General features: G+C 67.7%; 20 protein-coding genes. 8 read left to right on the top strand and 12 right to left on the bottom strand.

Features of this window, described 5'->3' with window-relative positions; all coding sequences use genetic code 11:
- Positions 1 to 10: 10 nt before the first annotated feature.
- Positions 11 to 472, bottom strand: coding sequence for a type II secretion system major pseudopilin GspG (gene gspG, locus GA0116996_RS23965; RefSeq protein ID WP_092316583.1), 462 nt, complete (start codon positions 470 to 472; stop codon positions 11 to 13).
- Positions 473 to 714: 242 nt separating this feature from the next.
- On the opposite strand from gspG, the gene GA0116996_RS23960 reads away from it, so the two are divergent.
- From GA0116996_RS23960 to GA0116996_RS23940, 5 genes are all read left to right on the top strand, one after another.
- On the top strand, positions 715 to 1,167 hold the full coding sequence (locus GA0116996_RS23960; RefSeq protein WP_092316581.1) for an RrF2 family transcriptional regulator: 453 nt from the start codon (positions 715 to 717) through the stop codon (positions 1,165 to 1,167).
- A 93-nt stretch (positions 1,168 to 1,260) separates the two neighbouring features.
- Entirely contained in the window at positions 1,261 to 2,481 is a 1,221-nt protein-coding gene (locus tag GA0116996_RS23955; protein WP_092316579.1) for a globin domain-containing protein, read from the top strand.
- Positions 2,482 to 2,607: 126 nt separating this feature from the next.
- The gene (locus GA0116996_RS23950) at positions 2,608 to 3,369 is read left to right on the top strand and encodes a type II secretion system protein N (protein ID WP_092316577.1); all 762 of its coding nucleotides are present in this window, start codon (positions 2,608 to 2,610) and stop codon (positions 3,367 to 3,369) included.
- 154 nt (positions 3,370 to 3,523) lie between these two features.
- Positions 3,524 to 4,147 (top strand): EF-hand domain-containing protein, encoded by a 624-nt coding sequence (locus tag GA0116996_RS23945; RefSeq protein WP_092316575.1) that lies wholly within the window; start codon positions 3,524 to 3,526, stop codon positions 4,145 to 4,147.
- A 414-nt stretch (positions 4,148 to 4,561) separates the two neighbouring features.
- Positions 4,562 to 5,056, top strand: a complete 495-nt coding sequence (locus GA0116996_RS23940) for an Lrp/AsnC family transcriptional regulator (RefSeq protein ID WP_010813460.1) — start codon at positions 4,562 to 4,564, stop codon at positions 5,054 to 5,056.
- Positions 5,057 to 5,145: 89 nt separating this feature from the next.
- Here GA0116996_RS23940 and GA0116996_RS23935 read toward each other — a convergent pair whose 3' ends face one another.
- Positions 5,146 to 5,844 (bottom strand): GNAT family N-acetyltransferase, encoded by a 699-nt coding sequence (locus tag GA0116996_RS23935; protein WP_092316573.1) that lies wholly within the window; start codon positions 5,842 to 5,844, stop codon positions 5,146 to 5,148.
- A 331-nt stretch (positions 5,845 to 6,175) separates the two neighbouring features.
- Between GA0116996_RS23935 and kefF the strand changes: the two genes are divergently transcribed.
- Both kefF and kefC read left to right on the top strand, forming a co-directional pair.
- Positions 6,176 to 6,730 (top strand): glutathione-regulated potassium-efflux system oxidoreductase KefF, encoded by a 555-nt coding sequence (gene kefF, locus GA0116996_RS23930; protein ID WP_092316572.1) that lies wholly within the window; start codon positions 6,176 to 6,178, stop codon positions 6,728 to 6,730.
- The gene (kefC, locus tag GA0116996_RS23925; RefSeq protein WP_092316570.1) at positions 6,727 to 8,541 is read left to right on the top strand and encodes a glutathione-regulated potassium-efflux system protein KefC; all 1,815 of its coding nucleotides are present in this window, start codon (positions 6,727 to 6,729) and stop codon (positions 8,539 to 8,541) included. Before kefF ends, kefC begins: the two co-directional genes overlap by 4 nt.
- A 27-nt stretch (positions 8,542 to 8,568) precedes the next feature.
- Here the strand turns inward: kefC and GA0116996_RS23920 are convergent, their stop codons facing one another.
- The 7 genes from GA0116996_RS23920 to paaA form a co-directional block, all read right to left on the bottom strand.
- A complete protein-coding gene (locus GA0116996_RS23920) occupies positions 8,569 to 9,186 on the bottom strand; it encodes a TetR/AcrR family transcriptional regulator (protein ID WP_092316568.1) in 618 nt (205 codons plus the stop codon).
- A gap of 10 nt (positions 9,187 to 9,196) precedes the next feature.
- Positions 9,197 to 9,991: a DUF1835 domain-containing protein gene (locus tag GA0116996_RS23915; protein WP_092316566.1), complete on the bottom strand. Its 795-nt coding sequence runs from the start codon at positions 9,989 to 9,991 to the stop codon at positions 9,197 to 9,199.
- A gap of 195 nt (positions 9,992 to 10,186) precedes the next feature.
- Positions 10,187 to 11,284, bottom strand: a complete 1,098-nt coding sequence (gene paaE / locus GA0116996_RS23910) for a 1,2-phenylacetyl-CoA epoxidase subunit PaaE (protein WP_092316564.1) — start codon at positions 11,282 to 11,284, stop codon at positions 10,187 to 10,189.
- A gap of 24 nt (positions 11,285 to 11,308) precedes the next feature.
- Positions 11,309 to 11,878 carry a 1,2-phenylacetyl-CoA epoxidase subunit PaaD gene (gene paaD / locus GA0116996_RS23905; protein WP_092316562.1) on the bottom strand — a complete coding sequence of 190 codons (570 nt, stop codon included), beginning with the start codon at positions 11,876 to 11,878 and terminating at the stop codon, positions 11,309 to 11,311.
- 31 nt (positions 11,879 to 11,909) lie between these two features.
- On the bottom strand, positions 11,910 to 12,761 hold the full coding sequence (gene paaC, locus GA0116996_RS23900) for a 1,2-phenylacetyl-CoA epoxidase subunit PaaC (protein WP_092316560.1): 852 nt from the start codon (positions 12,759 to 12,761) through the stop codon (positions 11,910 to 11,912).
- A 10-nt stretch (positions 12,762 to 12,771) separates the two neighbouring features.
- Positions 12,772 to 13,059 (bottom strand): 1,2-phenylacetyl-CoA epoxidase subunit PaaB, encoded by a 288-nt coding sequence (gene paaB, locus GA0116996_RS23895; protein ID WP_012354162.1) that lies wholly within the window; start codon positions 13,057 to 13,059, stop codon positions 12,772 to 12,774.
- 26 nt (positions 13,060 to 13,085) lie between these two features.
- Positions 13,086 to 14,105, bottom strand: a complete 1,020-nt coding sequence (paaA, locus tag GA0116996_RS23890; RefSeq protein ID WP_092316558.1) for a 1,2-phenylacetyl-CoA epoxidase subunit PaaA — start codon at positions 14,103 to 14,105, stop codon at positions 13,086 to 13,088.
- Positions 14,106 to 14,305: 200 nt separating this feature from the next.
- Between paaA and GA0116996_RS23885 the strand changes: the two genes are divergently transcribed.
- Complete coding sequence (locus GA0116996_RS23885; RefSeq protein ID WP_092316556.1) at positions 14,306 to 14,776, top strand: universal stress protein; 471 nt, start codon at positions 14,306 to 14,308, stop codon at positions 14,774 to 14,776.
- A 21-nt stretch (positions 14,777 to 14,797) separates the two neighbouring features.
- On the opposite strand, the gene GA0116996_RS23880 is transcribed toward GA0116996_RS23885, so the two are convergent.
- From GA0116996_RS23880 to GA0116996_RS23870, 3 genes are all read right to left on the bottom strand, one after another.
- Positions 14,798 to 15,076, bottom strand: coding sequence for a DUF1488 family protein (locus tag GA0116996_RS23880; RefSeq protein WP_018006086.1), 279 nt, complete (start codon positions 15,074 to 15,076; stop codon positions 14,798 to 14,800).
- A 364-nt stretch (positions 15,077 to 15,440) separates the two neighbouring features.
- Entirely contained in the window at positions 15,441 to 16,685 is a 1,245-nt protein-coding gene (locus tag GA0116996_RS23875) for a nucleoside recognition domain-containing protein (protein ID WP_092316554.1), read from the bottom strand.
- Between the two features lie 64 nt (positions 16,686 to 16,749).
- Positions 16,750 to 17,136 (bottom strand): DUF488 domain-containing protein, encoded by a 387-nt coding sequence (locus GA0116996_RS23870; protein WP_092316552.1) that lies wholly within the window; start codon positions 17,134 to 17,136, stop codon positions 16,750 to 16,752.
- Positions 17,137 to 17,413: the final 277 nt, after the last annotated feature.

Below are 17,413 nucleotides of genomic sequence, written 5' to 3'. Positions count from 1 at the left end.
GCAGGGGCGCTTACTCCCAGTTGCCGATATCGGCGTCGTTGGCGTTGCCGCCGGCCTGGCCGTCGGCACCGAAGCTGAACACGTCGATTTCGCCGCGCACGCCGGGGTTCAGGTACTGATACGGATGGCCCCAAGGATCCTTGGGCAGCTTTTCCAGGTAACCGCCGCCCTTCCAGTTGTTGGGCACCGGCTCGGTGGTAGGCTTGGCCACCAGTGCGCCCAGGCCCTGCTCGGTGGTCGGATAGCGGCTGTTGTCGAGACGGTACAGCTTGAGCGCCTGCATGATCGACGAGATATCCTGGCGCGCCGCGACGATGCGGGCTTCGTCCGGACGGCTCATGATCTTGGGCACCACCAGTGCCGCCAGCACGCCGAGGATCACGATCACGACCATGATCTCGATCAGGGTGAAGCCGCGCGCGCGGCGGGCAGGACGGGCGGGGCGGGCAAGCTGGGAAGTGATTCTGCGCATTGTTGGTAAGACCTCGTTGCTGGAATGGCGGGACCCGCGCCAGGGGGCTGGCGGGGCCGGGTTCGCCGATCAGTATAACCGGCGCCTTATGACTCTTTTATGGGCAGCCCCCGTCGGGGTCGCGGCAATGTCTGATATGAATCACAAAGCCGGCCAGCGCTTTTTGGCGAACCCGAACCCTAGCACGCCGGGAAAAAATATAACTTGCATCCGGGATGCATCTTTTTTAACATGACGCCACGATGCAACTGACCCGCTTCTCCGACTATGCGCTGCGCCTGTTGATGTACGTCGCCCGTGGCGACGGCAGCCGGCCGATCACGATCGCCGAGGTGGGCCAGCAGTTCGGCATCTCGCACAACCACCTGGTCAAGGTGGCGGCGCGGCTGTCGAAGCTGGGCTGGGTCAGCGCCACGCGCGGCCGCCATGGCGGCCTGCAGCTTGGCCCCGGCGCCGAGCGGCTCACCATCGGCACCATCCTGCGCGAGCTGGAAGGGCACCGGCCGGTGATCGACTGCGACAACCCGCCCTGCGCGCTGAATGGCAACTGCCACCTGAAGCGCGCGCTGGACGTGGCCGAGCAAGCCTTCTACCGCGCGCTCGACGACGTCACGCTGGCCGATGTCACCGGCAGCCACACCGCCGAATCGATCATCCGCCTGCATCGTGATTTCCTGAACCGGCGTTCGGCCTGAGCGGACGGGATCCGCACGTGGCTGGCGAATGCCGGTTTTTTGTTGTGCTAAAACATGCATCCTGTTTGCATGAATAAAACGGAGTGATACCTGATGCTGTCCGCCGCTTCCCGCCCCTATATCGATGCAAGCGTGCCCGTGCTGCGCGAGCATGGCCTGGCCATCACCACGCATTTCTACCGCGAGATGTTCGCCGACCGGCCCGAGCTGACCCAGCTGTTCAACATGGGTAACCAGGCCAACGGCAGCCAGCAGCAGTCGCTGGCGTCGGCCGTATTCGCCTACGCGGCCAACATCGACAACGCGGCGGCCCTGGGGCCGGTGGTCGAGCGCATCGTGCACAAGCACGCGGCCGTGGGCATCACGCCCGCGCACTACCCGATCGTCGGCCGCCACCTGCTCGGCGCGATCTCCGCGGTGCTGGGCGAAGCCGCCACGCCGCCGCTGCTGGCGGCCTGGGACGAGGCTTACTGGCTGCTGGCGGGCGAGCTGATCGCCGCCGAGGCGCGCCTGTACCAGCGCACCGGCGTGACCGCCGGCGCGCTGATGCCGGTGCGCGTGGTGCGCCGCGAGGCGCAGGGCGGCCAGGTGGTGGCGCTGACGCTGGCCGCGGCCGACGGCCAGCCGCTGCGTGATTTCCGGCCGGGCCAGTACATCAGCGTCGAAGCGCGCCTGGACAACGGCACGCGCCAGCTGCGCCAGTATTCGCTGTCGGCCGAGGCCGGACTGCCGACCTGGCGCATCTCGGTCAAGCGCGAGGATGGCGGCCAGGCTACGCCGGCCGGCGCGGTGTCCAACTGGCTGCACGCCAACGCCCACGAGGGCGCCGAGCTCAAGGTGAGCGCGCCGTTCGGCGAGTTCACGCCGGCGCTGGAAAGCCACCGGCCCCTGGTGCTGCTGTCGGGCGGGATCGGCATCACGCCGATGCTGTCGGTGCTGCGCACGCTGGCCGCGCAAGGCTCGCAGCGTGCGGTGCTGTTCGCCCACGCCGCCCGCGACGGCCGCCACCATGCCCATCGCGCCGACCTGCAATGGGCGCGTGAGCGCCTGCCGGGGCTGGTCACGCACATCAGCTATGAGTCCCCGCAAGCGGAAGACCTTGCGGGCCGCGATTACGACCACGCCGGCACCATGCCGCTGGCCGAGATGCTGCGCCAGCCCGACCTGCAACGCTTTGTCGATGGCCGTTTCTACCTGTGCGGACCGCTCGGCTTCATGCAGGCGCAGCGTCACGCGCTGCTCAGCGCGGGCGTGCCGGCGGCGCACGTTGAGCGCGAAGTGTTCGGCCCTGACCTGCTGGACGACCTGCTGTAAGCGTCCCGGCCGCGCCGGCGGCAGCATCGCCGGCGCGGCAGACAGCGTCATGGGGCTCTGGTACGCTTGGCGCGTCCGCGCTCTCGCGCCATGACCCGCCGCGGCGGGTATCCAGGGTCCCGATCCATGCAATTGTCCCTCCGGCCTTCGTTCCGCTTCGATGCCTCCGCGCTGTGGCTGCCGCGCCTGGCCAGCGTGGCGCTGTTTATCGCGCTGTGCGCGCTGGTCACCTATTGGGTGCTGACGTTCAGTGCGATGCGGACCATCCCGGTGCCCAAGAGCGCGCGGGTGGCGCAGACCGAGGCGGTCGAGACCGGCGCGATCGCGACGCTGTTCGGCGGCTCGGCCCAGGCCGGACCGAGCAACGTGCAGCTGCTCGGCGTGGTGGCCGAGCTCGGCGGTGGCGCCAGCGCGGCAATCGTCTCCATCGACGGCGGTCCGGCCAAGGCGGTGCGCATGGGTGCCGACCTGGCGCCGCAGATCCGGCTGGTGGAAGTGCGCCAGCGCGGCGTGGTGATCGAGCGCAATGGCGTGCGCCAGGAAATTGCCCTGCCGCTGCAGGCGGCTGCCACGCGCGGTGCGCCGCGTGCCGCCAGCCCGCTGCCGACGCCGCCCGCCGGCGCGGCGGCGCCCATGGCAACGCCCATGCCGCCGCCGGCGCAGGCTGCTGCGCAGCCCGCACCGGCCCAGCCGCCGCGCGGCCAGCCGCCAGGGCAACAGGCCCAGCCACAGCCGCAAGCCCAGCCCCAGCCACAACCGGTTCAGCCGGCACCGTCGGTCCAGCCGGCCCAGCCCCAGCCTCAACCCGTCGATCCGCGCCAGTACCAGCCCGGCATGTCGGCCGAGGCGGCGGATGAAGGCCAGATCGTGCCGAAAGCGCAGCCCTAGGCTGCCGGCAGATCGAATATTCGCCCTTGCTTGCGTTCCCTTACGCCGCTCCCGGCTTTCTGTGAGGCGGGTAACATCGTATTAAAAGCGCCAACTTCGCTGCATCGTCTGCGTTCTAATCCGTACATGCCAACGTGATGAAAAGGAGCACGACATGCAACGCAATCACAAGCCGCAGATCCTGAAACAGTTCCTGGCCGTCTCGGCCGCGCTGCTGGTCGCCGGCGGCGCCTTTGCCCAGGCCAGCGCTCCCGCTGCACCGGGCGCAGCACCGGCCGGCAAGCCCGGCATGGGCCACCACCACCACCGCCACCACGGCGGCGGCATGTGGATGAAGGCGATCGATACCGATGGCGACGGCGCCATTTCCAAGGCCGAGGCCGACGCGTGGTTCAACAAGCTCGACATCAACCGCGACGGCAAGATCGACAAGGCCGAGATGGACGCGCAGCGCAAGGCCGCCATGGCCGAACATCACGCGCGCATGCAGGCCGCCTTCGACGAGAAGTTCAAGGCCGCCGACAAGAACGGCGACGGCGCGCTGACCAAGGCCGAGGCCAACGCCGGCCTGCCGCGCCTGGCCAAGCGCTTTGACCAGCTCGACGCCAACCGCGACGGCAAGCTGACCCGCGATGAAATCCGCGCCGGCATGGAGAAGATGCACCGCGATCGTCCCCATCGTGGCGAGCGTGGCGAACGCGGTCCGCGCGGCCAGGCCGCCCCGGACAACCAGCCGGCACCCGCCAACCCGGCGGCGCCGTCGACCAGCGGCGGCTGAGCGGACGGCCCCGGCAGCGCCGCCTGAGCGCCGCTGCCAGCCTACCGACCAAGCGCGCGAGCCCGAGGGCCGCGCGCTTTTTTGTCCGTTCAGCGGACAACGTGGACTGCTCCGGCACAGGAACGCACTGGCGCGGACCCAAACGCCCGTAGAATGCCGCTTCCCTGTTTGCCGGAACCTGCGCGCCACCTCGCCCGTTCTCCGGTCAGCGCGCCTCCGCGACACCCGGCAGCGCCGCCAGACTGGGATTTGCCCGGCCCGAACGGCTGACGCGCGAGTGACCGATAAGGCCGCCCACCCCACAAAATCGGGCGCAGATCGGATGTAATTTCACAAAAAATTGCGTACTTGTGCACGGCTTGCTAAATTTGCGCAAAAAAATTGCCAATAAACATATTGCGGAGCAACAATATCGTGAGCAAGGTGGAGTTGGACAAGATCGACCGGAAGATCCTGGAAGTGCTGCAGACCAACGGCCGGCTAACCAACCTGGAGGTGGCCGAGCGCGTGAACCTGTCGCCCAGCCCCTGCCTGCGCCGCATCCGGCGGCTGGAAGAGATCGGCGTGATCCGGCAGTACGCGGCACTGCTGGAGCCCAACAAGATCGGGCTCGGCCTGCTGGCCTATATCAATGTGCGGCTGGAAAAGCATGGGGGCGCGCCCAAGGGCAAGGCCCCGCTGGACCTGTTCCGCGCCTCGATCGCCGTGTGGCCGGAGGTGGCGGCGTGCCATGCCATGACCGGCGAGATGGACCTGCTGCTCAAGGTCTATGTCGAGGACATGGAGCACTTCGCGCGCTTCATGCAGGAACAGCTGCTGGCGCACCCGTCGGTGATCGATGTGCGCTCGAGCTTCGCGCTGGAAAGCATCAAGGACACCACGGCGCTGCCGGTGGGCGGCGCGGCCTGAACGGCGCGGCCCGGGCCGGCAAAGCAAAACGGCGCATCGTTGCGATGCGCCGTTTTTGTCGATGCCGTGCGGACCGGAGGTCCGGCCGCTCAGGCGGTATGCTTCTGCGGCACCATGGTGCGCCAGAAGCGCAGGCCAAAGCGGCGTGCGTCGCGCAGGTTGCGGCGCACCGCGTAGTCCAGGTCGGCGAGCTGCTCGTCGAGCGCCTCGCTCAGGCGGCTGGCGGTATCCGCCGGCGGCAGTTCCAGGTAGGCGTCGGCTTCGCCGTAGGCATACTGGACCTTCATGCCGGCCTTCTTGGCGATATGCATCATCGCGGCGTTGCGCGACAGGCAGTGCATGTAGAGCGTGCGCACGCTGGTATTGCGGCCATGGATGGCGGCACGCTCGAACAGCGCGCTGCCGATGCCGCGGCCGCGCGCGCTGCCGGACACCGACACGCCGAACTCCGCCACGCGACCCTGGGCGTTGTCGCGCAGGTTGGCGAAATGGCCGACGCCGATCAGCTCGAGCTTGTCGTCGTAGACGCCGAACACGCTGTCATGGTCGAAGTCGATGCTGTCGACATAGGCCTCGATCACGTGGTCGCCCACCGACTGGCCGAAACGGAGCAGGCGATCCTCCTCGCCCAGGGCGAGGAAATGCTTCAGCAGGCGCGAGCGGTGGTGGGCCGACAGCTCGCGCACCAGGACGGTGGCGCGGTGGGCGGCTTGGGCGGCTTCGGCTGCCTTGCGCAGATCTTCGTCGGTCAGTGCGCCGACGGCCTTGCTCAGTTCGAGCGGGTTCACGATGATTCCTTCCGGTGCAGTCAGATAAAAAATAGGCACTGCGGCGGTGTTTTTCCAGGCACTTTTCCCGGAAACCGTGCGAGACTCGGGGAAACACCAACTTGATGCAGCACGAAAAGTATTGTAGTGGAATTGTCAGTTTGACGTAAGCTTCCTGCGCCGCAGCAGAACTCCTTTCGGCTACGCCGTGAGATAAAAATCAATTAAAACAACGACCTAAAAAAATGTGATGAATTGTTGCGCGCCGTCAGGTGTGGATTTGGTGCAACGCGTCAATTCATCGACATCCCGGCGAATTTCCCGATCACCCAGACAGCCCTGACGTCTTTCCATGACCGAGCCCCCCATCGTTGTGATCTACGCGCACCCGACGCCCAGCCGCTCGCGCGTGAACCGGCCGCTGGCCGACGCGCTGGACGCACTGCCGCAGGTCCAGGTACGCGACCTCTACCGCAGCTATGTCGACTACGACATCGATGTCGTGGCCGAGCAGCGCGTGCTGTCGGTGTCGGACACCATCGTGCTCCAGTTCCCGGTGCGCTGGTACAGCGTGCCGGCCATGCTCAAGCTGTGGCTGGATGAAGTACTCGAGCCCGGCTGGGCCTATGGCCCGGGCGGCACCGCGCTGCGTGGCAAGTCGCTGCTGGCGGTGGTCAGCACCGGCGGCACGGCCGACGCATACGGGCCGGACGGCACGCATGGCCATCCGATCGCCGAATTCCTGCTGCCGCTGGAGCAGACCGCCCTGTTGTGCGGCATGACGTGGCTGCCGCCGGTGGTGCTGCACGACGCCAACAATGCCGACGCCCAGGCGCTGGCCGACCATATCGCCCACGTCTGCGGGCGGCTGGGCACGCATCCCACGCCGGCGGAGGTGCAGGCATGAACCAGCATGATTTCCTGGTTGCGCTGCTGGTGTTCCTGGTCGCCGCGGTGGTGGCGGTGCCGCTGGCGCGGCGCGGCGGGCTTGGGGCGGTGCTGGGCTACCTGCTGGCCGGGGCGGCGATCGGGCCGTTCGCGCTGCGCCTGGTGACCGATGTCGAATCGATCCTGCACTTCTCCGAGTTCGGCGTGGTGCTGATGATGTTCGTGATTGGCCTGGAGCTGGAGCCGCGCAAGCTGTGGGCGCTGCGGCGTAGCATCTTCGGCTACGGCGGCGTGCAGCTTGCCGCCTGTGCGCTGATGATCGGCGCGGTCGCGGCGCTGGCCGGCGCGCCCTGGCAGGTGGCGCTGGTGGCGGGCCTGGGGCTGGCGCTGTCGTCCACCGCGATCGCGCTGGCGACGCTGACCGAGCGCAACCTGTTCGGCACGCCGGCGGGCGCCGCCAGCTTCGGCATCCTGCTGTTCCAGGACATCGCCGCGATCCCGATGATCGCGCTGCTGCCGCTGCTGGCCACGCAAGGCGCCGCAGGGGCCGGCGCCGGCGCGGCAGGGTGGCTGGCGGCGGGCAAGGCGGTGGCGGTCATCGGCGCGGTGGTGGCCGGGGGCCGCTACCTGGTGCGCCCGGCGCTGCGGTTTATCGCCCGCACCGACATGCGCGAGATGTTCACCGCCTTTGCGCTGCTGCTGGTAGTAGGCATCGCGCTGATGATGGACGCGGTGGGCTTGTCGATGGCGCTGGGCACCTTCCTGGCCGGCGTGCTGCTGGCCGATTCCGAATACCGGCACGCCCTCGAGGCCGATCTGGAGCCGTTCAAGGGCCTGCTGCTGGGGCTGTTCTTCATGGCGGTCGGCATGTCGATCGACTTCGCCGTGCTGGCACGCTCGCCGTGGCTGGTGCTGGGCCTGGTGACGGCCTTCGTGGTGGCCAAGACCGCCGTGCTGGCGCTGCTGGCGCGGCATTTTTCGATCGCCCGCGGCCAGCGCCTGCTGTTCGCGCTGCTGATCTCGCAGGGCGGGGAATTCGCCTTCGTGGTGTTCGGCGTCGCCGGCGGCGCCGGACTGCTGCCGCGCGAGACCGAGGCCTTGCTGGTGCTGGTGGTGGCGCTGTCGATGGTGGCCACGCCGCTGCTGCTGCTGGCCTATGACCGGCTGGTGGCGCCACGCATCGGCGCCGGCAAGGCGCGTCCGGACGAAGTCATCACGCCGCAGCAAAACCCGGTGCTGATCGCTGGCTTCGGGCGCTTCGGCCAGATCATCGGGCGCCTGCTGTACAGCCAGGGCGTGGGCGTGACGGTGCTGGACCACGATCCGGACCAGATCGAATTCCTGCGCCAGTACGGCTTCAAGGTGTTCTATGGCGACGCCACCCGGCTGGACTTGCTGGAAGCCGCCGGCATTGCCGACGCGCGCATCCTGGTGGTGGCCATCGACAGCATGGACGACAGCCTGGCGCTGATCGACCGCGTGCGCGAGCGCTTCCCCGATCTGCAGATCTACGCCCGCGCGCGCCATGTCTCCCATGTCTATCAACTCAAGGACCGCGGCGTGCAGCTGTTCGAGCGCGAGATGTTCGAGGGCTCGCTGATGCTGGGCCGGCGCGTGCTGGAAGGGCTGGGCTTCGACCCGGGCGAGGCGCGCAACGTGGCGCTGCGCTTCCGCCGCCACAATATCGAGGCAATCGACCGCTTCTACCCGCACTACACCGACCAGAAGAAGCTGGTCTCGCTGGCGCGCCAGGCGCGCGACGAGCTGGAAGAGATGTTCCGCCAGGACCGCGAGCAGCGGCGCCAGCGCGAAGAGGCCGAGTGGATGTAGGCGCGGGCGCAGCCCGGCCCGGGCGGCTCAGCGCCCGGCGGCCGCGCGCCCGGGCAGGCCGCCTTCGAGCAGGTCGACCACCATCTCGGCAAAGTCGGCGTACGAGAGCCGGCCGCCCGGCTTGAGCCAGGTGAAGGTCCAGTTGATCATGCCGAAGATGGTCATGGTCAGCGCGGTCTGGTTCTCGCGCGTGACGCGGTCCGGGTAGGCGCGGCGCAGCAGCCGCGAGAACGCCGCGACCACGTCGCGCTCGCGGCCCAGGATCAGGTCGCGCTGGGTCTCGGCCAGGAACTTGACGTCATTGATCAGCGCGATATGGCGCGTCTGCGAGGTCTCGTACTCGGCCAGGAAGGCGCGGATCAGGTTGCCGAAGGCGTCCTTGTCGGTGCGCGCATGGCGCTCGGCGTCGGCTTCGACTTCGGTGACGAGCAGCATCAGCCGGCGCGTGTAGCGGTCCAGCAGGTCGAACAGGATCGCTTCCTTGCTCTCGTAGTAGTGATACAGCCGCGCCTTGGAAGTGCCGCAGGCGGCGGCCAGGTCGGCCATCGAGGTGCTGGGGTAGCTGCTGTTGGCAAAGGCGGCGGCGGCCAGGTCCAGGATCTGCTCGCGCTGCGCCTCGAAATCGGGTGCCTTGGTACGGGCCATATATTCTTGATTATTCGCCCCCGCCGCCGGCATGGCGGCGCAGCTCGCAGGTATCGAGCGAGTCGGCGTTGCCGCGCAGCACCAGCTGGCCCATGGCGATCAGTTCCCGGCAGCGCCAGAACACGAACCAGTCGCTGGCCAGCAGGCCCTCGATCGCGCCCATCACGCTGCCGACCACCTGCGCCGCGGGGGTCCAGTCGGCCGGGGCGCGCTCCATGATGATGTCGTCGATGGTGCGGTAGGCCGCCGGCACCAGCGTGTTGCCCTTCCACAGCCGCACGTCGGCGTTTTCCTTGACGTTCTGCTGCCATTCGTAACCCAGGCGCCCCAGCCGCAGCACCGAGACCGGCGCGATGGTGGAGAAGCGCCGCGCCAGCCGCGCCGGTGAGTACATGCCGATCGCCGCCAGGTTGCCCTGCGCGGGCGTTTCCAGTTCGCGCAGGTCCATCGCGACCTCGTTGATGCGCTGTGGTGCCTGGTACAGGTGGAATACCACCCGGCGCAGCATCAGCTGGTCGGCCGCGCTCTGGCCGTGCCAGATGGCCACTTCCATGTCGTCCTGCCGCAGCGCCAGCAGCTGGTCCAGCGCCTGGCGCATCTCGGCGGCAAAGTCGATGTCGGTGTGCGGGGCGACGCGCTGCCAGAAGCCGGAGCGGATCATGCCGGTGCTGTCGATGTCCGCCAGCGGACCGACCGCGAGATCGTCGCGCAGCACCACGACAGGGTCCGGCCGCGCCGCCTGGGCCAGCGCCTGGCGCAGGGTCGTGCCTGCTACATCACCGTTGACGACGTGGATATATTGCATGGCCGTGATTGTATATGGGTGGGGCGGTTCGCTGGCGCCGCCGCGGCGGCGGCGCGACAGCTGACCGCACCGCGCGCCCGATCACCCGCCTGCAAGCATCGCGCCAGCAGGGCGCCGCCTGCCGCCATTGTAGTCACGGCCAGTGCTGGCCAATGTCGGCGATTGTCTGACGACGCACGCGAGCGCGTGCCGGGATCAGCGTTCGTCGTAGCTGACCACCACCCGCGGCGTGAGCGCGCGTGCCTGGCAGGTGAGCACGAAACCCTTGTCCATCTCCCAGGGCTCGAGCGTGTAGTTCTTCTCCATCTCGACCTTGCCTTCCAGCACCTTGGCCCGGCAGGTGCAACAGACCCCGCCCTTGCAGGCGTAGGGCAGGTCCAGCCCGGCGGCGAGCGCGGTGTCGAGCACGTTGGCGTCCTCCAGCGGCAGGCGCATGCTGTGCTGCTTGCCATCGAGCACAACCACCAGCTCCGCCGTGCCGGCATGGTCCGCGTGCGCGGCATGGGCGGCGGCCGGCTTGCGCCGGGTTGGTGCCAGCGGCACCCCGAAGCGCTCGGCGTGGATGCGGTGCGGGTCCAGGCCCGCATCGCGCAGCGCCGCCTCGACCTCGTCGATCATCGAGGCCGGGCCGCAGACAAAGGCCGCGTCGATGTCGTCCACCGGGATCAGCGTCTGCAGGAAGGCGGTCACGCGCGCATGGTCGAGCCGGCCGTGCAGCAGGTCCACCTCCTGCGGCTGGCGCGACAGCACGTGGTAGAGCGTGAAGCGCGCCAGGTACTGGTTCTTCAGGTCCTCCAGCGCTTCGGAAAAGATGATGCTGTCGACATTGCGGTTGCCATAGACCAGCGTAAAGCGGCTGTGCGGCTCGGCCTGCAGCGTGGTGCGGACCAGCGACAGCACCGGGGTGATGCCGCTGCCGGCGGCAAAGGCGACATAGTGGCGCGCGGCCTTGGCGTCGAGCGGCACGTGGAAGCGCCCGTCGGGCGTCATCACGTCGATCACTTGCCCGGGGGCGATGGAATCGTGCAGATGGCTGGAAAACAGCCCGTCCTCCACCAGCTTGACCGCCACGCGCAATTCGCCGTGCGCGTCATAGTCCTGCACCGCCGAGCAGATCGAGTAAGAGCGCCGCAGGTCCTTGCCGTCGACCGGCGCCTTCAGCGTCAGGAACTGCCCTTGCGTGAAGCGATAGGCGTCGCGCAGCGCGTCCGGGACCTCGAACGCGATCGAGATGGTGTCGGCGGTCTCGGGGCGCACCTGCGCCACGCGCAGCGGGTGGAACTGTGGAGTCATGGCAGCCTGGCTCGGCCCGGGGGCTCAGTAGGGTTTGAAATAGTCGAACGGCTCGCGGCAGTCCAGGCACCGGTACAGCGCCTTGCAGGCGGTCGAGGCAAAGCGCGAGATCTCCTGCGTATGGACGCTGCCGCAGCGCGGGCAGGCCACGGCATCGGGCGCGCCGGCGCGCGCGGCGCGCGGCACGAAGCGCAGCGGCTGCGCCCCGGCCGGCGTGCCGCACTGTCCGGGCGGCGCGATGCCGAATGCGCGCAGGCGCTCGCGCGCGGCCGGCGTGATCCAGTCCGTGGTCCAGGCCGGCGCCAGCACGGTGCGGATGCGCCACGGCGCCAGCCCGGCGCGGTCCAGCGCCTGGCCGATGTCCTCACCGATCTGCGACATCGCCGGGCAACCGGAATAGGTGGGCGTGATGACGATCTCCAACGCGCCGTCCGGCGCTGCCACGACCTCGCGCAGGATGCCCAGTTCGCGGATCGACACCACCGGGATCTCCGGGTCCGGCACCGCCTCGAGCGCCGCCCACGCGCGCGCGACGCGTGCACCGGTGGCGCTTGCGTCGTTCACGTTGTGGGAAGGGAGGGGGGTGACGTTCATGTGGATCAACCCTTTGCGCTGAAGCGTGCGCTCACCATTGCGCGCCCGGATGGGCCCGCGCCAGCCCCTGCATCTCGCCCAGCAGGTAGCTCATGTGTTCCGAATGCACGCCGTGTTTGCCGGCCGAGACAAAGCCGGTGGCCGCCGGCAAGGCCAGCGTGGCCGCCTGCAGTGTCTCGGCGACGGTGGCGTCCCAGGCCGGGCGCAGCGTGGCGGTGACTACGCCGATCCCCTGCGCGGCCGCCTCGCTTTCGACCGCGTCCTCCGCAAAACACTCGTTCATGTACGGCAGCAGGTGTTCCAGCGCGTGCTGCATGCGCGCGTGCGAGGCCTCGGTGCCGTCGCCCAGCCGCACCACCCAGCCGGCCGCATGGTGCAGGTGATAGCGCGCCTCCTTGATCGCCTTGGCGGCGATCGCGGCCAGCTGGTCGTCCCGGCTCGCCTGCAAGGCCTGCCACAGCTCGACCATCAGCGCGCTGTACAGGAAGTTGCGCACGATGGTGACGGCGTAGTCGCGTTCGGCGGCGGCGTTGCCGGAGAGCGGGCCGCGATGCGGCAGTTCCAGCAGCGTCCAGTTGCGGAACTCGCGCTCGGTGCGCCAGTAGGCGTAGTCATCCTCATGGCGGGGCAAGCCGGTGAGCTCGCCCTCCAGTTCGCCGGCGCGGCCATACAGCAGCCGCGCCTGGCCGATCAGGTCGAGGCTGATATTGGCCAGCGCGATGTCTTCTTCCAGCACCGGCCCATGGCCGCACCACTCGGCGTTGCGCTGGCCGAGGATCAGGGCGTTGTCGGCCAGGCGCAGCAAGTAGCGCAGCGCGGCGGTGCGCGCCGGCGGCAGGTGGTCGAGCAAGGCAGGCACGGCAGGCTGTGGGGACGCGGTCATGGTGCGGGCCTTACATGTGGTTGACTTCGTCGGGCAGCTGGTAGAACGTCGGGTGCCGGTAGATCTTGTCCGCCATCGGGTCGAACAGCTCCGGCTTTTCCTCAGGCACGCTGGCCGTGATGGCCGCGGACGGCACCACCCAGATCGACACGCCTTCCTGGCGCCGCGTATAGACGTCGCGCGCCATGTGCAGCGCCTGCTGCGCGTCGGCCGCGTGCAGGCTGCCGCAATGCTTGTGTTCCAGGCCTTGCTTGCTGCGCACGAACACTTCCCACAGCGGCCATTCCTTGCGTTGCATCGTGGTCTCCTCGGCGAGGTCAATGATCAGGCGGCGGCGCGGCCGGCGCCGGCTTCGCGTTCGGCCAGCTTGGCGGCGTGCGCCAGCGCGGCTTCGCGCACCCAGGCGCCGTCCTCGTGCGCCTTCACGCGGGTGGCCAGACGTTCCTTGTTGCACGGTCCGTCGCCGTTGATAACACGCCAGAATTCGTCCCAGTCCAGCGGGCTGTAGTCATAGTGGCCGCGCTCGGCATTCCATTGCAGCCCTGGGTCGGGCAGGGTCACGCCCAGCACGCGCGCCTGCTCGACCGTGGCATCGACAAACTTCTGGCGCAGGTCGTCGTTGGAGATGCGCTTGATACCCCAGGCCATGGTCTGCGCGCTATTGGTGGAGGCGGCATCGGGCGGGCCGAACATCATCAGCACCGGGAACCACCAGCGGTTGACCGCGTCCTGCACCATGTCGCGCTGGGCGTCGGTGCCGCGCATCATGGCCAGCAGCGCGTCGAAGCCCTGGCGCTGGTGGAACGATTCTTCCTTGCAGATGCGGATCATGGCGCGCGCATACGGCCCGTACGAGCAGCGGCACAACGGGATCTGGTTCATGATCGCGGCGCCGTCGACCAGCCAGCCGATCACCCCGACATCGGCCCAGGTCAGCGTCGGGTAATTGAAGATCGACGAATACTTGGCCTTGCCGCTGTGCAGCGCGTCGACCAGGTCATCGCGCGAGGCGTCCAGGGTCTCGGCCGCCGAATACAGGTAGAGGCCATGGCCGCCTTCATCCTGGACCTTGGCAAGCAGGATAGCCTTGCGTTTGAGCGACGGCGCCCGGCTGATCCAGTTGCCCTCCGGCAGCATGCCGACGATCTCGGAGTGCGCATGCTGCGAGATCTGCCGCACCAGGGTCTTGCGGTAGGCCTGCGGCATCCAGTCCTGCGGCTCGATCTTGCCGTCGGCGGCCATGCAGGCGTCGAACGCTGCCTGGCAGGCGGCTTCATCGGGGGGCGCGCTGGCCTGCGCTGCATCGGCGTGCTGGCCGGGCAGGTCAAGACTCTGCGTGTACATAGCGTCTCCTCTGGCGGGGCGCCGCGGCAGCTCGGTCCGGCGCGGCTGGCCCTATTATATAAAAGCCGACCGGTCGGTCAATTAAAGGGGGCATGTCCGCGGGGTTTGTGTCGGCGCATAACGCCGGCTTCGCCCGATGTGTACTATCCAAGACAGGCGGCACTGTGCCGCATCTCTTTTCCATCAACGGAGGTACGCTCATGACAAGCGCGGCATACGGCAAGATCGTAGTGGCGGTGGACGGCAGCAGCACGTCGGACCTGGCGGTTGATGAAGCCATTCGCGTGGCATCCCCCGGCGGTGCCACCGTGCTGGCGCTCTATGTGGTCGATACCGGCACGCCCATGTTCGACGCCGGCTACTATGACCCAAGCCAGTTGCAGAAGGCCTTCGAAGAAAGCGGGCAACGCGCCCTGCAGGCCGCAGCACGGCGACTGGCTGGTGCCGGCGTCACGCATGAAACCCAACTCGTGACCGCGGCTGCGGTGCCTGGGGACATCGGTGCTTCCATCAATGAGGCCGCGCGTCAATGGGGAGCAGACCTGCTGGTAATCGGCACGCATGGCCGCCGCGGCGTGCGCCGGCTGGTGCTGGGCAGCGTGGCCGAGGCGGTGATCCGCCAGTCCACCGTGCCAGTGCTGCTGGTGCGCGGCGCGGCGAAAGGCGATTGAAGCGGCCCTTCGCAGCTACGCTCAGCCTGCAAAGCGGAAGTGGCCGCTGCGCAGCACGATTTCGCGCGCCTCGGTCAGTTCGAACAGGCTTTCTGCCAGGCGCTCGATGCGCTGGCGGTTATTGGTGAAGGCCGCCACCAGGTCTTCTTCGCGGGGCGAGCGCGCGCCGAAGTGGGCTTCGAGCGCCTCGGCGGTGACGGAATACAAGGTGGGACTGCCGTTGACCGTCGCGGGGCAGGACAGCGTCAGGCTGGCTGCACAGTAGGTGGGAAGGCTGCGAGGGAACGTGATGTCTGGCATGGCGTGCCTCGTGCTGGCGGCGGACGTATCCAATCAATATAGGCCAAGCCCGAATTCCGTAAAGTCCCGCGGCCAGGCGGTACATCCTGCGGATGTTTCCCACCGCGGGCCATGTCCCGTTGAGGTGCCGTGCCGTCGCCCTCGGCGTTATTGTTGCGATGCGGAAATCCCTAGCGCCCGAGGTTGGATACAGGCGAAAAAAAACCCACGCAGGTTATGCGTGGGTTGGAATCCACCGAGGTGGTGGAGGAGACAGACTTCACTATACATGCTTTGTTGCGACGCACCAAGTCCAATGTGTCAATGTAGGATGATGCGCACAATGTCGTTGTATGGAAACAACGATATTCGGCAACCTGCACGGTCATCGGAAAAGATATGCGGCGCCCACGGCACAGACAATTCCTGCGGCGTCCGCGACCAGCGCGCAACCCAGCGCATGTCGCGTGTTGCGTACATTGATGCTGCCGAAGTAAACCGCGAGGACATAGAAGGTCGTCTCGGTCGAGCCTTGGATAATCGCGGCCAGCCGCCCCTGGAACGAATCCACGCCGTAGGTCGTCATCACGTCGACCATCAGCCCGCGCGCCCCGGCCCCGGACAGGATCTTCATTAGCCCGACCGGCAGCGCCGGGACAAAGTCTGTGTTGACACCCAGCAGCGCGACCGCATGCGTGAGCCAGGCCATCAGTACGTCCATGCAGCCCGCGGCGCGGAACAAGCCGATCGCGACCAGGATCGCAACCAGATAGGGGATGATCTGTACGGCTACGCCGAAGCCTTCCTTGGCGCCGTCGATAAACGCCTCATAGACATTGACCCGGCGCAGCGCCCCGCAAATCAGGAAGAGGGTGATCAAGGACAGGATGAAGCCGGCACCCGCCAGCGCCGTCACGGTACCGACCTGCTCGGGCGGCGCATGCTGCAACCAGGCGAACATCGCCCCAAGCAGCGCGAGCACCAGCCCGAACGCCACCAGCACGGCGGGGCGTAGCAGGTTGATCCGCTGAACCCAGGCCACCGCCAGCAACCCGGCGAGGCAGGCGCCGCCGGTGGCGAGCAGCGTCGGCAAGAAGATATCGGCGGCGTTGAAACCGACCAGACCCTGCTTGACCGCGATGGCCTGGCGGATGGCGATGACCGAAGTCGGGATCAGCGTCAGCCCGGCAGAATTGAGCACGATGAACATGATCTGCGCGTCGGTCGCGACGTCCGGGCGCCGGTTCAGCGTCTGCAACTCGCGCATCGCATTCAGGCCCAGCGGCGTGGCGGCGTTGTCGAGCCCGAGCAGGTTGGCCGACACGTTCATCATCATCGCGCCCTGTGCCGGGTGACCCTGGGGCACGCCGGGAAAGAAATGCCGCAGCAGCGGGTTCACCAGCCGGGCAAAGGCGTCGACAACGCCGGCGCGCTCGCCGATGCGCATGATGCCCAGCCACAGACTCATTACCCCCGCCAGTCCCAGCGCGATCTCGAAGGCGGTGCGGGCGCTGTCGAACAGACTGCTCAACATCGCCGGAAACACGGCGAGGTCACCCTGGGCCACCCGGACACAGGCGGCAGAGAAGGAAATCAGGAAGAAGCCGAGCCAGACTACGTTCAGCGCCATCGGAAGAAGGGAAGCGGGGAAAACGTGAAAACAAAGCCGGGAAGATCCCGGCACGTCGCGCAACTCAGTCGATCACGGCCCCGCGCTCGGCGAGCAATTCGCGCAAGACAGAGCGGTGGCAACGCGCTTCGTCCTCGCAATAGCAGCCCACCGAGAAATTGGTCTGGTGCGACAACGCCGCCAGCAGGTCCAGCGTGCGGCTGGCGTCCGGCTCGGCCATTTCCTTGCGGAAATGCCGCACGAAGGCGCGCCATTCCTTGTCGTCGGTCGCTTGCAGCGCCTGGGCGACCAGTTCTGGCGACGGCGAAAGAGCCGGATACCAGACATCATAGTAATCGCGGCTCGCAAACTCCGATTTGGGCACGCCCCGCGGCGGCCGGCGCACGGTGCCGACGCGCAGGCCCTCGTCCGCCGCGCGCGGTGTACCCAGTCTTACGATTCTGATGGTCATGAGGATTCCGATTTGGCTCTGTCCGCCATGCAGTGCCGCGGCGGCGGTGTGCCTGGCTCACTCCAGGCCCAGATCATGAATCATGGGGCTGCGGCTGACAAACTGGTGTCATTAGGGACGGCTTTGCGGCGTCACCGAATTATTTCGTTGAAACGCTTGCCAACCCCGCCGCGCTCGCTTACTATTCGCCCCCTCGCAACACAACGCGGCCCCTGCAAGGCAGGCGCAGCAAGGGTTGCGGGGTCGGCCGGGAGGTTGGCGCAGCGAGGTTTGCAGC

The sequence above is a fragment of the Cupriavidus alkaliphilus genome (genome assembly GCF_900094595.1).
Taxonomy (GTDB): Bacteria; Pseudomonadota; Gammaproteobacteria; order Burkholderiales; family Burkholderiaceae; genus Cupriavidus; species Cupriavidus alkaliphilus.
The sequence above is the reverse complement of the archived record's forward strand: the minus strand, read 5'-3'. Positions and strand labels throughout refer to the sequence as shown.